Annotated in this window: 14 protein-coding genes; 10 read left to right on the top strand and 4 right to left on the bottom strand. The window is 67.9% G+C overall.

What is annotated here, in order from left to right:
* Positions 1-26: 26 nt before the first annotated feature.
* Both mshD and E3T49_RS07605 read right to left on the bottom strand, forming a co-directional pair.
* On the bottom strand, positions 27-920 hold the full coding sequence (gene mshD, locus E3T49_RS07610) for a mycothiol synthase (protein ID WP_134424363.1): 894 nt from the start codon (positions 918-920) through the stop codon (positions 27-29).
* The gene (locus E3T49_RS07605; RefSeq protein ID WP_134424362.1) at positions 895-1,587 is read right to left on the bottom strand and encodes a response regulator transcription factor; all 693 of its coding nucleotides are present in this window, start codon (positions 1,585-1,587) and stop codon (positions 895-897) included. The genes mshD and E3T49_RS07605 overlap by 26 nt, the downstream gene beginning before the upstream one ends.
* Before the next feature lie 74 nt (positions 1,588-1,661).
* On the opposite strand from E3T49_RS07605, the gene E3T49_RS07600 reads away from it, so the two are divergent.
* From E3T49_RS07600 to E3T49_RS07585, 4 genes are all read left to right on the top strand, one after another.
* Positions 1,662-1,925, top strand: a complete 264-nt coding sequence (locus E3T49_RS07600; RefSeq protein ID WP_134424361.1) for a hypothetical protein — start codon at positions 1,662-1,664, stop codon at positions 1,923-1,925.
* A gap of 155 nt (positions 1,926-2,080) precedes the next feature.
* Positions 2,081-2,695 carry a nitrobindin family protein gene (locus E3T49_RS07595; protein ID WP_134424360.1) on the top strand — a complete coding sequence of 205 codons (615 nt, stop codon included), beginning with the start codon at positions 2,081-2,083 and terminating at the stop codon, positions 2,693-2,695.
* Positions 2,696-2,762: 67 nt separating this feature from the next.
* Entirely contained in the window at positions 2,763-3,941 is a 1,179-nt protein-coding gene (ygfZ, locus tag E3T49_RS07590; RefSeq protein ID WP_134424359.1) for a CAF17-like 4Fe-4S cluster assembly/insertion protein YgfZ, read from the top strand.
* Between the two features lie 76 nt (positions 3,942-4,017).
* Positions 4,018-4,770, top strand: coding sequence for a phosphoglyceromutase (locus E3T49_RS07585; RefSeq protein WP_134424358.1), 753 nt, complete (start codon positions 4,018-4,020; stop codon positions 4,768-4,770).
* Positions 4,771-4,860: 90 nt separating this feature from the next.
* Here E3T49_RS07585 and phoU read toward each other — a convergent pair whose 3' ends face one another.
* On the bottom strand, positions 4,861-5,517 hold the full coding sequence (phoU, locus tag E3T49_RS07580; protein ID WP_134424357.1) for a phosphate signaling complex protein PhoU: 657 nt from the start codon (positions 5,515-5,517) through the stop codon (positions 4,861-4,863).
* A gap of 181 nt (positions 5,518-5,698) precedes the next feature.
* Between phoU and E3T49_RS07575 the strand changes: the two genes are divergently transcribed.
* A complete protein-coding gene (locus tag E3T49_RS07575; RefSeq protein WP_134424356.1) occupies positions 5,699-6,853 on the top strand; it encodes a sensor histidine kinase in 1,155 nt (384 codons plus the stop codon).
* Positions 6,850-7,530 (top strand): response regulator transcription factor, encoded by a 681-nt coding sequence (locus E3T49_RS07570; RefSeq protein WP_134424355.1) that lies wholly within the window; start codon positions 6,850-6,852, stop codon positions 7,528-7,530. The genes E3T49_RS07575 and E3T49_RS07570 overlap by 4 nt, the downstream gene beginning before the upstream one ends.
* Positions 7,531-7,551: 21 nt before the next feature.
* On the opposite strand, the gene E3T49_RS07565 is transcribed toward E3T49_RS07570, so the two are convergent.
* On the bottom strand, positions 7,552-8,028 hold the full coding sequence (locus tag E3T49_RS07565; RefSeq protein WP_134424354.1) for a DNA modification methylase: 477 nt from the start codon (positions 8,026-8,028) through the stop codon (positions 7,552-7,554).
* 168 nt (positions 8,029-8,196) lie between these two features.
* On the opposite strand from E3T49_RS07565, the gene E3T49_RS07560 reads away from it, so the two are divergent.
* From E3T49_RS07560 to rlmB, 4 genes are all read left to right on the top strand, one after another.
* The gene (locus E3T49_RS07560; protein WP_134362241.1) at positions 8,197-8,679 is read left to right on the top strand and encodes a CarD family transcriptional regulator; all 483 of its coding nucleotides are present in this window, start codon (positions 8,197-8,199) and stop codon (positions 8,677-8,679) included.
* Positions 8,680-8,812: 133 nt separating this feature from the next.
* Entirely contained in the window at positions 8,813-10,021 is a 1,209-nt protein-coding gene (gene ispD, locus E3T49_RS07555) for a 2-C-methyl-D-erythritol 4-phosphate cytidylyltransferase (protein ID WP_134424353.1), read from the top strand.
* The gene (cysS, locus tag E3T49_RS07550) at positions 10,018-11,433 is read left to right on the top strand and encodes a cysteine--tRNA ligase (protein ID WP_134424352.1); all 1,416 of its coding nucleotides are present in this window, start codon (positions 10,018-10,020) and stop codon (positions 11,431-11,433) included. The genes ispD and cysS overlap by 4 nt, the downstream gene beginning before the upstream one ends.
* Positions 11,433-12,542, top strand: coding sequence for a 23S rRNA (guanosine(2251)-2'-O)-methyltransferase RlmB (gene rlmB, locus E3T49_RS07545; protein WP_134424351.1), 1,110 nt, complete (start codon positions 11,433-11,435; stop codon positions 12,540-12,542). Before cysS ends, rlmB begins: the two co-directional genes overlap by 1 nt.
* The last annotated feature ends 81 nt before the right edge of the window (positions 12,543-12,623 follow it).

The raw sequence follows: 12,623 nt of genomic DNA, 5'->3' as shown, positions 1-12,623 counted from the left end.
ACGCGACGATCTTGGATGAACACTGTCTAACGCGCGCCTCGCCGGTACTGCACATCGACGGTTCGATCCAAGAAACCGAGCGATCGGTAGAGCGTCACCGCGGCGGCGCTGTCCGCTTCCACGTACAGGTCCGCGGTCCGGCAGCCGCGCTCGCGGAGACGGTGCAGGCCGGCCAGCATGAGCCGGCGGCCGAGGCCCCGGCCGGCGGCATCCGGATGAACACCGATGACGTAGATCTCGCCGACCGGTGAGTCGTCCTCGATCTTCAGCCAGTTATAGCCGACCATGCGGCCGGTTCCCGCGTCGCGGGCGATCAGGAAATCGTCGGCCTGGAACCAGGGTTCGGCCCGGCGGTCGGCCAGGTCGCTCTCGGTGAGTGCACCCTGTTCCGGGTGAGCGGCGAAGACGAGTGCATTGAGCGCGACCCACTCCGCGTCGTCCTGTCCGGGCCGGAACCCCTCGACGCGCACGTCGGCCGAGGCGTCGGCCGGCGTGTCGGAGCGGATGCCGGCGCGTACCGGGACCGTCAGATCCAGGCGAAGCTGAAGCAGCGTTCGGTCGGCCGTGAAACCGAACCGGTCGGCGAGCACCCGGGCGGCGGGATGGTCGCCGTGCGACCACAGGCTCAGCTCGCCGGACGTGTCGGCCAGAACGGCGGCGAGGGCGGCGCCGCCGTGGCCGAGTCGGCGCCGGGCCGGGTCCACGACGAGGTCGAGTTCACCGGCGCCGAGGATTCCCGCGCCCACCACGGTGTCCGCATCCTCGACCAGGAACGAGGTCCGCTGGCCGGCGGCCGCATCGAACAGGGCCTGCTCGTTGAAGGGGGCGTAGCCGTCGACGCGAGTGGCGGCGGCGACCCGGTGGAACTCGGCCGCGAAGCCGGCATCCGTCAGGTCAGGCGCGTATCGGATGAATGCCACGGGTTCCGTCCTGTTCCGCCACGTTGAAGCGATAGCCCACGTTGCGCACGGTGCCGATCAGGGATTCCTGATCGCCGAGCTTGGCCCGCAGGCGGCGCACGTGCACGTCGACCGTTCGGGTGCCGCCGAAGTAGTCGTAGCCCCAGACCTCGCTGAGCAGCTGTTCCCGCGTGAAGACCCGCGAGGGGTGCGCGGTCAAAAAGCGCAGCAGCTCGAATTCCTTGTAGGTGAGGTCCAGCGGCCGACCGTGCACTTTGGCCGAGTAGCTGGCCTCGTCGATGATGACGCCGGCGGCGCGGATGGTGGCTGATTCCTCCGTGCGGGGCACACGCCCGGCGGCGAGACGGATGCGCGCATCCACCTCGGCCGGCCCGGCTGTCTCGAGGATGACGTCGTCGACCCCCCAATCCGGGCTGACGGCGGCGAGGCCACCCTCCGTGATCACCAGGAGGAGGGGAACAGTGCTTCCCGTGGTGCGCAGGATCTGGCACAGCGACTTGGCCGCCATCAGATTCGAGCGAGCGTCAACGAGCATCAGGTCGGCGTCGGGCGCCGTCACGAGCTGGTCCGGCTGCGCCGGGATGACCCTGGTGCCGTGGGACAGCAGGGCAAGGGCGGGTAGAACGTCACTGTTGACCGCCGAGGTCAGGATCAACAACTGGGCCACGCGCACCCTCCAAGGATTGTGCGCATAATCCTAGCGTGCCGCGGAAAGGGTGCCGGGCAGTGCAGAATGAGAGGGTGAGCTGGCAGTGGAAGAGCGTCGTCGTGGTGTGGCTGTTCGCGCTCGTATGCGCCGTTCTGACGGGGTGGCTGTCCCTGCCTGGCCAACACCTGACCTGGATCGGACTCTCCTTCGCCGGCTGCACGATCGGCACGCTCTGTGTGCAACTCGCCACCGGGCAGAAGGAAGGCTACGTCAACCGGGTCACGGCCAGCCTGGTCGGCGCCGTGACCGTTCTCGCCGCCGCGACCGGTGTTTTCGCCCTGATCGGCCTCGTTTAGGGGTTCTGTCCGTCGGGCGGGCTAGAGTGAGGGACATGTCAATCCTCGCTCTCGAAATCTTCTTCCTGGGGCTGCTCGCACTGGCGAGCCTGTCGATCGCCTGGGTGTCCGGCATGGTTCTGTTCAAGTTGTTCCGGGGGCAGCGGTAACCATCGATGTTTGAGCTCCCCACTCAGCTCCCGTCCGAACTGGTGCCGCTGTCGTGGCTCCTCGGAGTGTGGGAGGGGTCAGGGGTCCTCGACTATCAGATCGGCGACGAGTCCGTCAGTCGCGAGTTCGGCCAGCGGTTGAGCTTCAGCCACGACGGTCTCCCGCATCTGAACTACAGCTCCTACACCTGGCTCGAGCCCGAAGCGGGCAGCGGCAGCGACGAGAAGACGCCGCTGATGACCGAGACCGGGTACTGGCGATTGAGTCGCAGTCAGGGTGCCGGTGATCCCGGACCGGGGCTGTTGCCGGCCGAGGGCGCGCATCCGTTCATCACTGCCGCCGCGGTCGAGACCCTGCGCAACGCCGACGACGGCTTCGACATCGACGTGACCATCGTGCATCCGGGCGGGGTCGCCGAAATCTACCTGGGTCAGGTCAAGGGCCCCCGCATCGATCTGGCGACGGATGCCGTGATGCGCACCCAGGGCGCCAAGCCCTACTCCGCCGCCACGAGGCTGTACGGGCTGGTCGACGGCCACCTGCTCTGGGCCTGGGATATCGCAGCCCTCGGCCAAAGCCTGCGCACGCACGCCTCCGGCCGTCTCAAGCGCGTCGAATGATCCGGTGCCTGCGGGCGCCGAGCGTCCGGACGGCACCTCGTCCACCAGCCCGATGGAAAGAGTTCTCATGACCAGCGAATCCCCGTCGTCCCCGTCAGCTTCCTCTCCGCTGCTCGAGCTCGACGGCGCGGTGCAGGCCGAGGGCATCGATGCCGGTGTGGCCGCGCACTACGGCAGCCCCCTCACCGAGCAGCGTCGGCTGTTGGCCGGCGGGACCATCGTGGACCTGTCCCATCACGGCGTGTTGAGTGTGGCCGGACCGGACCGTCTGACCTGGCTCAACTCGATTTCCAGCCAGGAATTGCGCACACTCGCCCCGGGGGAGTCAACCGAGACGCTCCTGCTCGACCCGAACGGTCACGTCGAATACGCCATGGCGGTCATCGACGACGGGGTCGAGACCTGGCTGCTCGTCGAGGCGGCCCAACTGCCCGGACTGCACGCCTGGCTCGACAAGATGCGTTTCACCCTGCGCGTGCAGGTCGTCGACCACACCCTGTCCTGGGCCGTGATCGGTTCCATGGGTGACCCGTCGGGGCTTCCGTGCGTCTCCGCCGCGCCCAACGGCGTACCGCTGGTGTGGCATGACCCGTGGAACCAGGTCGGCGCCGGCGGATTCCAGTACGCGGATGCGCCGGCGCATCCGGGCGCCGCCTGGCGCTGGACGGAGACCCTGGTGCCGCGCTCGTCGCTGCCGGCCCTGCGCGACGCCGTGCGCGACGGCGAGGTCGCCGTGTCCGGTCTGCTCGCCCTGGAGGCGCTGCGGATCGCTGCGTGGCGTCCGCGCCGGGCCCGGGAGGTCGACGAGAAGAGCCTGCCGCATGAACTCGACTGGCTCCGCAGCGCCGTGCACCTGGCCAAGGGCTGCTACCGCGGGCAGGAGACCGTGGCGAAGGTGCATAATCTGGGGCATCCGCCGCGCCGTCTCGTGCTGCTGCACCTGGACGGCTCCGACGCGGTCCTCCCCGCTCACGGCGACGAGGTGCAGGCCGTGCGGCAGCTGCCGGACGGCGGCACCGAGCATCGGGGGATCGGCCTGATCACGTCCAGTGCCATCCACTATGAGCTCGGTCCGATCGCGCTTGCCACGATCAAGCGCACGGTTCCCGCCACGGTCACCCTCTATGTGGCGTCCCAGGGCATCCTCGTCTCGGCCGCCCAGGAGGTCATCGTGCCCCAGTCGGCCGGCTCCGTCGCGGAGATCCCCCGGCTGCCCCGCCTCGGCATCCGCACACCGGGCCGCTGACCGGCCACGGACGCAGGCACGGTCCGGTCTGCCGGTCCAGCACCGGCGCGGCCACCACATCGGTAGAGTTGAAGGCATGTCAGATGCATACAATCTCATCCTTCTCCGTCACGGCCAAAGCCTATGGAATCAAGAAAACCTCTTCACCGGTTGGGTGGATGTCAGGCTGAGCGAGCAGGGCGCGGGCGAAGCCAAGCGCGCCGGCGAGCTCCTCGCCGAGTCGGGCCTGCTGCCCGACATCCTGCACACCTCATTACTTACCCGCGCCATCCAGACCGCGAACATCGCGCTCGAGGAGGCCGACCGGCTGTGGATCGACGTCAAGCGTTCCTGGCGCCTCAACGAGCGTCACTACGGCGCCCTGCAGGGCCTCGACAAGGCGGAGACCCTCGCCAAGTTCGGTCCGGAGCAGTTCCAGCTGTGGCGTCGCTCGTTCGACGTGCCGCCGCCCGTTCTGGCCGACGATTCTCCCTGGTCCCAGGCGCACGACGTGCGTTACGCGAACCTGGGCGAGGACCTGCCCCGCACCGAGTGCCTGAGCGACGTCGTCGACCGGATGCTGCCCTACTGGGAATCGGACATCACGCCTGACCTGCGGGCGGGCAAGACCGTGCTCGTCACCGCCCACGGCAACTCGCTGCGTGCCCTGGTCAAGCACCTCGACGGCATCAGCGACGCCGACATCGCCGAGCTGAACATCCCCACCGGCATTCCGCTGGTCTACCGCCTCGGCGAAGACATGATGCCGCTCGGCCCCGGCCGCTACCTGGACCCGGAGGCCGCCGCCGCCGGCGCCGCCGCCGTCGCGGCCCAGGGCAACAAGAAGTAGAGCAGCCGCTCCCACCCACACGAACGAGAAAGCCCCGGAAGCAACTGCTTCCGGGGCTTTCTCGTTCGTTGCCGAGCTGGACGCCTGGTCCTAGGCGTTCGAGTTCTGCTGCCAGGCGCCGGTGCCGAGGTACTGCACCTTCTTGGCGATGGAGACCGCGTGGTCGGCGAAGCGCTCGTGGTAGCGGCTGGCGAGGGTGGAGTCGACCGTGTCGATCGCCTGACCCTTCCAGGTCTCGCCGAGGACGGCGTCGAAGACGCTCAGGTGCAGTGCGTCGACCTTGTCGTCTTCGTTGCGAATGGTCTCGGCCAGCAGCATGTCCTCGTTCGTGAGGAGCTCGGTGAGCATCTTCGCGATCGCCGTGACGAGCGAGCCCATCTCCGCGAATGTGCCGCGCAGGCTCTTGGGCACGACCTTGTCCGGGAACCGGTAGCGGGCGAGTTGGGCGATGTGGGTGGACAGATCACCCATCCGCTCGAGCGATGCGCTGATGCGCAGGGCGCTGACGACGATCCGGAGGTCGCGGGCCACCGGCTGCTGGCGGGCGAGGATCGTGATGGCCAGTTCGTCGAGTTCGAGGGTCAGCTCGTCGATCTTCTCGTCTTCGGTGATCGCTTCCTCGGCGAGGCCGACGTCGGACTCGTTGAAGGCGCGCGTCGCCTTGTCGATGGAAATCGCCACGAGGCGCGAGATCTCGACGAGGCGATCCTGCACTTCAGCGAGTTCCTGTTGGAATACTTCACGCATGGTGTGTGGTCCTTCCTGGGCGCGCGTAACGCGCAGACACGTGAGACCCAGCTGGGCCCCGGGTAATCATGGGGGAGCGAGGTTAACGGCAGGTGCCGTGGTCTTGAACTCTACCTAAAGTAGTCCGCGCGCTTGTGCCGCTGGGTCACCTGTCCCCGATAAGTGTCAGTAATCTGGATAAATGGAATCGACAGGGCTTGTGCTGCTGGCGCTGGCACTGGGCCTGTCCGTCGGCGCCGGATTCATGACTCTCCTGCATGTGGCCGAGCGCCACGGGCGACGGGCGGCCGAGGTCGTGAACCCGGCGGTCCCCGACGGCATCGATCAGGTGCTCGACGCGCTCGAGACCGCCGGTGCCGTGGTCGACCCGTCGAACAACGTGATCAAGACGTCCCAGGCCGCGGTGTCGATGGGCCTGGTCTGGAACCGTCAACTGGTGCACACCGAGTTGCTCGACCTGATCGCCCGGGTGCGCCGCACCGGGGAACCGATCTCGGAGAACCTGGTTCTCTCCCGCGGCCCCTTCGGCGATGCCAGCATGCGAGTACGGGTTCGGTTGGCGCGGCTGGGCACCCGGTATGTGCTGCTGCTGGCAGAGGATCGCACCGAGGCGTTCCGCCTCGATGAGGTACGCCGGGACTTCGTCGCCAACATCAGCCACGAGCTGAAGACACCCATTGCCGCGGTCGGGTTACTGGCCGAAGCCCTCGATCAGGCGGCGGACGAACCGGCCCAGGTGCGCCGCTTCGCGAACCGCCTCACCACCGAGTCGGGCCGGCTCACCCGGCTGACCCAGGAGATCATCGAACTGTCGCGGCTGCAGGCGCAGGATTCCCTGACCGAACCCGAGATCCTCAATGTCGATGCCATCGTGGCGGCCGCGGCCGACCAGAACCGGGTCCCGGCCGACGCTGCCCACATCACCATTGCCGTCGGCAAGAAGTCCGGCGCCGAGGTTGCCGGCGACGAGCGCCTGCTCGTGATGGCCGTGCACAATCTGGTGTCCAACGCCGTGAACTACTCCGCCGAGGGCGGACGGGTCGGCGTGGGTGTGCGCCGCCACGACGGCGTCGTCGAGATCAGCGTCACGGACCAGGGTGTGGGCATCGAGGAAACCGACCTCGATCGGATCTTCGAGCGATTCTTCCGCGTCGACCAGGCTCGCTCGCGGCACACCGGCGGCACGGGCCTCGGCCTGTCGATCGTCAAACACATCGTTCTGATCCACGGGGGAGACATCCGGGTCTGGTCCCAGCCCGGCAGCGGATCGACGTTCACCATCCGCCTCCCTGAGGCACCGCACACCGCTCCGGCGGCGATAGGAGACACCCTGTGACCCACATCCTGCTGGTCGAAGACGAGAGCGCGCTCAGCGAACCGCTGAGCTTCCTGCTCGAACGTGAAGGCTACGAGGTCACGGTGGCCGAAGACGGCCCGAGCGCCATCACCGAGTTCGACCGCACCGGCGCCGACCTCATCCTGCTCGACCTGATGTTGCCCGGCATTCCGGGCACGGAGGTCTGCCGGGAGATTCGCACGCGGTCCATGGTGCCGATCATCATGCTGACCGCCAAGGACTCCGAGGTGGACATCGTCGTCGGACTCGAACTCGGCGCCGACGACTACGTGACCAAGCCCTACTCGACCCGGGAACTGCTGGCGCGCATCCGTGCCGTGTCCCGGCGGCGCGTCGACGAGGCCGGAGAGGACCTCAGTATCCTGGCGGCCGGAACCGTGCGCATGGACACCGAGCGGCACACCGTCACGGTGTCCGGCGACATCGTCAACCTACCGCTCAAGGAATTCGAACTGCTCGAATTCCTGCTGCGCAACGCGGGCCGGGTGCTCACCCGCGGCCAGCTGATCGACCGGGTCTGGGGCACCGACTATTTCGGTGACACCAAGACTCTGGACGTGCACATCAAACGGATCCGCTCTCGCATCGAGGCCACCCCGTCGAACCCGACGATGCTGGTCACCGTGCGCGGTCTCGGCTACCGCTTCGACGCCTGAGAGCGCCGACCGCGCCCGCCCTTACGGGGCGGGCGTCGGCAGCAGCGTCGAGTACTCGTCGAGAGTGCCGTCGAGGACCGGTACGAGTACCTCGACGCCGGTCTCGCTGCCGTACTGGAAGAACACCGGGAACAGAGAACCGAGCTCCAGGTCGGCCGTGACCGTGACCGTGGGCGCGTCCTCGGTGCCGAGGGTGACGCTGGAATTCGCATCCACGTTCACCTCCTGGGTGACCTTGTCGGACCCGTCGTCGTACTGCACGTTCAGGCTCTGCGCCGAGTCGGACGAGTTGACGACGGTGACCAGAAGATTGGCGACGTCGCCGTCCTCGGACAGCAGGATGGCGTTGCGGATGGCGAGATCGCCGACATCGCCGCTCACTCCGTCGCTCGCGTCATACTTGGCGGTCGTCGACTGTGGTGCAAAAAGGTTGCAGCCGCTGGTTCCCAACAGGATGCCGGCCGCCACGACGACGGACACGATGGTTCGAGCTCTCACAAGGCCTCCACAACAGTTCACCGTTTTGCCCGATGGCCAAACGCCGCAAATTTAGCTTTCGCCCCAGCCTACTGGCTTCCACCGGGGCCCACGGCGCGCCTGAAGGCGCGGCGAACCTTACCACCGTCGGCTGTGGTATCCTAGACGCTGCTGAAGGGATATACACACATGCTTTTTGAGGTTGGCGAAACTGTCGTTTATCCCCACCATGGAGCCGCGACGATCACCGAGGTGAAGACGCGGATGATCAAGGGTGAAGAAAAACTGTACCTGAAGCTCAATGTTACTCAGGGCGACCTCACCATCGAGGTGCCTGCTGAGAACGTCGACCTGGTCGGCGTTCGCGACGTGATCGGCAAAGAGGGCCTCGACAAGGTGTTCGAGGTGCTGCGCGCGCCGTTCACCGAAGAGCCCACCAACTGGTCGCGCCGGTACAAGGCCAACCTGGAAAAGCTCGCGTCCGGTGACGTCATCAAGGTGTCCGAGGTTGTTCGCGACCTGTGGCGTCGCGATCAGGACCGCGGCCTGTCCGCCGGCGAGAAGCGCATGCTGGCCAAGGCCCGTCAGATTCTGATCTCCGAGCTCGCCCTGGCGGAGAAGACCGACGAGGAGAAGGCCTCCACGGTTCTCGATGAGGTCCTCGCTTCCTGACCCGGAGCATCTCCTGAAACATCCAGAATTGCTTTCGTTGGAAGGCGGTGCCGAGAGGTGCCGCCTTTCGCGTTTCCCTCCCTGCCCCGACTCCGCGTCTCCTGTCGCAGACCTCACCAGATAGCCTCCAGACATGACTGATTCCCCTGTGCCCCAGGTTGCGGTCATCGTCGTCGCCGCGGGCAGCGGCAGTCGGCTTGGGCACCCGCAGCCCAAAGCGTTCGTCTTGCTGGCCGGGCGCACGCTGCTCGAACGCTCCCTGCTCGCCGTTTTCGGGATGCGCGACGCGGCCCAGGTCATTGTCGTCGCACCGAACAGCCACCTCGCGGAGGCGCACCGGATCGCCGCCCGGGCCGGCGGCGGGACCTCGGTCGACGTGGTGGCCGGCGGTGCGACCCGGCAGGACTCCGTCATTCGCGGGCTGGCCGCACTGCAGCCCGGCGTGCGCGTCGTTCTGGTGCACGATGCGGCGCGCGCGCTCACCCCCGCCGCGCTCTGCGACGCCGTCGTCGATTCCGTACGGTCCACCGGGCACGGGATCGTTCCCGGACTGCCCCTGGTCGACACGATCAAGAACGTCACCCGTGCCGGCGCGATCCTCGGCACGGTGGACCGTGCCGAGCTGTCCGCCGTTCAGACGCCCCAGGGCTTCCCGCGGGAGATGCTCGAATTCGCGATCGTGGGCGCCACCGCCTCGGCGACAGACGATGCGGGCGTGGTCGCGGCCGCCGGCTTCCCCGTGAGCGTGATCGCCGGAGACCCGCTGGCGTTCAAAATCACCACTCCATGGGATCTGCGCCGCGCCGAGTCCCTGCTCAGGGCGCGGGAACCGGCCGCGTCCGCCTCGCGGGTCGGCACCGGCCTCGACGTTCACGCCTTCGACGACGAGTCGGAACTGTGGCTGGCCGGTCTGCACTGGCCGGGGGAGCGCGGCCTGTCCGGGCACAGCGACGGTGACGCCGTCGTGCACGCCATCTGCGACGCCCTGCTGTCCGCCGCCGGGCTGGGCGACATCGGCGGCGTCTTCGGCACCTCCGATCCGCGCTTCGACGGCGCCCACGGCGACGTTTTCCTGCGGGAGACACTGCGCCTCCTGGCTGACGGCGGTTTCCGGGTCGGTAACGTCGCAGTGCAGATCATCGGCAACCGGCCCAAGCTCAGTCCCCGCCGGGCCGAGGCGGAGGCGCTCCTGAGCGGGCTGCTGAAGGCGCCGGTCAACGTGTCCGCGACCACGACGGATGCCCTGGGCCTCACCGGGCGCGGCGAGGGCATCGCTGCCCTCGCGACAGCGCTCATTTTCCCCAGGCAGCCGGCAGACCCTGACCTAAGCTGGGAAGCGTGACCATGCGACTCTACGATTCCCGGGCCCAGGCCCTCCGCGACTTCATTCCCCTCACGCCCGGCGCGGTGGGCATCTACGTCTGCGGACCCACCGTGCAGTCCTCGCCCCACATCGGCCACCTGCGCAGCGCGCTCGTCTACGACCAGTTGCGTCGGTGGCTCACCTACCGTGGTCTCGACGTCACCTTCGTGCGCAACGTCACCGACATCGACGACAAGATCCTCGCCCACGCCGCCCGCGGCACTGAGGAATGGTGGGCCCTGGCCTACCGGTACGAGCTGGAGTTCACCGCCGGCTACCAGAAGCTCGGCATCCTGGCCCCCAGCTACGAACCCCGGGCCACCGCCAGCATCCAGCAGATGCAGGACCTCATCGGCCGCCTGATCGAGCGCGGTCACGCCTACCCGGCCGACGACGACTCCAGCGACGTCTATTTCGACACGGCGAGCTGGCCCGACTACGGCGACCTGACCCGTCAGCGTCGCGGCGATATGGAGGCGGCCGTGGATGCCGACCCGCGCGGCAAGAAGGACCCGCGCGACTTCGCTCTGTGGAAGGGACGCAAGGCCGACGAGCCGGAGTCGGCCTCCTGGGCGTCCCCGTGGGGACCCGGCCGGCCCGGCTGGCACGTGGAATGCTCGGCCATGGCATCGCGCTACCTCGGCGAACGGTTCGACATCCACGGCGGCGGGCTCGATCTTCGCTTCCCGCACCACGAGAATGAGCTGGCCCAGTCCGCCGCTGCCGGCGATGGTTTCGCGAACTACTGGGTGCATAACGGGCTCGTGAACGTGAACGGGCAGAAGATGTCCAAATCGCTCGGCAACTCCGTGTTCGCGGCGGAACTGCTCGACCAGGCTCGTTCCATCGTGGTTCGCTACTACCTGGGCGCGGCCCATTACCGCTCCACCATCGATTACCACGAAGGTGCCCTCGTGGAGGCCGAAGCGGCCCTCGAGCGCATCGAGAGTTTCCTCGACCGCGCCGATCGCCGCCTGGCCGACACCCGGTTCGCCGGATCCGGAGTGGAAATCGTCCCGGACGAATTCGCGACCGCCATGGACGACGACCTGGCCGTTCCTCAGGCCCTGGCCGTGCTGCACGAAACCGTGCGGACCGGCAACGCGGCGTTGGACGCCGAAGACCTGCACGCCGCGGCCGCCGCCCGTGGACATGTGCTCGCCATGAGCGAGGTCCTCGGGATCAACCCTCTGTCGCCCGGGTGGGCCGTGTCGACGGACGAACCGGCGATGATCGCACTGACCGCCCTCGTCGAGCGACTGCTCGACGACCGCGAAACCGCAAGGCAGGGCCGCGACTATGCGGCCGCAGACCGTATCCGGGACGAGCTCGTCGCCGCCGGAATTACCATCGAAGACACCCCCTCGGGTGCCCATTGGAGTTTTGACTGATGAAGAACACAGACCGCAAGTCCCGCACCGGGGCCGTGCGCAAGGGCAGCCGGGGACCGCAGGTCGGTTCCGGCGGCCAGGGACGCCAGGCGCTCGAGGGCAAGAAGCCCACTCCCAAGGCCGAAGACCGTCCGTACCACCCGGCCGGCAAGCGCAAGCTGGCTGCCGACCGCTTCGTCGCGGCCGGCGGCGGCCGCAGCCGCAGCTCCGCGGGACCCAAGAGCGCGCCGCGCAGCGCGACCACCGGCAACACCGGCGGCGGCGGCGCCTCCACCCGGCGCGCGAAGCAGATCGACGAGCATGAGGTCGTGACCGGACGCAACTCCGTGCTGGAAGCGTTGCGGGCGAAGATCCCCGCCACCGCCCTGTACATGGCAACGCGGATTGAAATGGACGTTCGGGTGAAGGAAGTCCTCACCCTCGCGACGACCCGCGGCATCCCGGTGCTCGAGGTCATGCGTCCGGAACTCGACCGTCTGGCCGGCCGGGACTCGGTGCACCAGGGCCTCGCGCTCAAGGTGCCGGCCTACGAGTACGCCGAGCCCCTCGAGCTCCTGGAACTGACGATCAGCCGCGGCCACAAGCCGCTCTTCGTCGCCCTCGACGGCATCACCGACCCGCGCAACCTCGGTGCCATCATCCGTTCGACGGCCGCTTTCGGCGGTCACGGCGTGATCGTGCCGCAGCGTCGCTCCGTCGGTGTGACCGCGTCGGCGTGGAAGACCTCGGCGGGCGCCGCAGCCCGCCTGCCCGTCGCGATGGCCACCAACCTGACCCAGTCGCTCAAGGCGCTCAAGGAACGCGGCGTGCTCGTGATCGGCCTCGCCGGCGACGGTGACACCCAGCTACCCGAGCTCGGAATCGGTTTCGCCGAGCGTCCGATCGTGATCGTCGTCGGCAGCGAGGGCAAGGGCCTGTCCCGCCTCGTCACCGAGACCTGCGATGCGATCGTGTCGATCCCGATCAGCGCCTCGACCGAATCGCTGAACGCCGGGATCGCAGCCGGCGTGACCCTGTACGAGGTTTCCCGCCTGCGTGCGGCCGCCAAGGCCGCGAAACTCGCAAAGGCGGCAGCGGCAGCAACTGCGGCGGCAACCTCCGCCTCCTAGCGAACCCTCATCCCGCGAGATGCGGAAAAAGCACCCTCGTTTTCGAAGTGGGGGTGCTTTTTCCGCATCTCGCGGGGGCGA

This window comes from Cryobacterium cryoconiti (assembly GCF_004403065.1).
Taxonomy (GTDB): domain Bacteria; phylum Actinomycetota; class Actinomycetes; order Actinomycetales; family Microbacteriaceae; genus Cryobacterium; species Cryobacterium cryoconiti.
The sequence above is the reverse complement of the archived record's forward strand: the minus strand, read 5'-3'. Positions and strand labels throughout refer to the sequence as shown.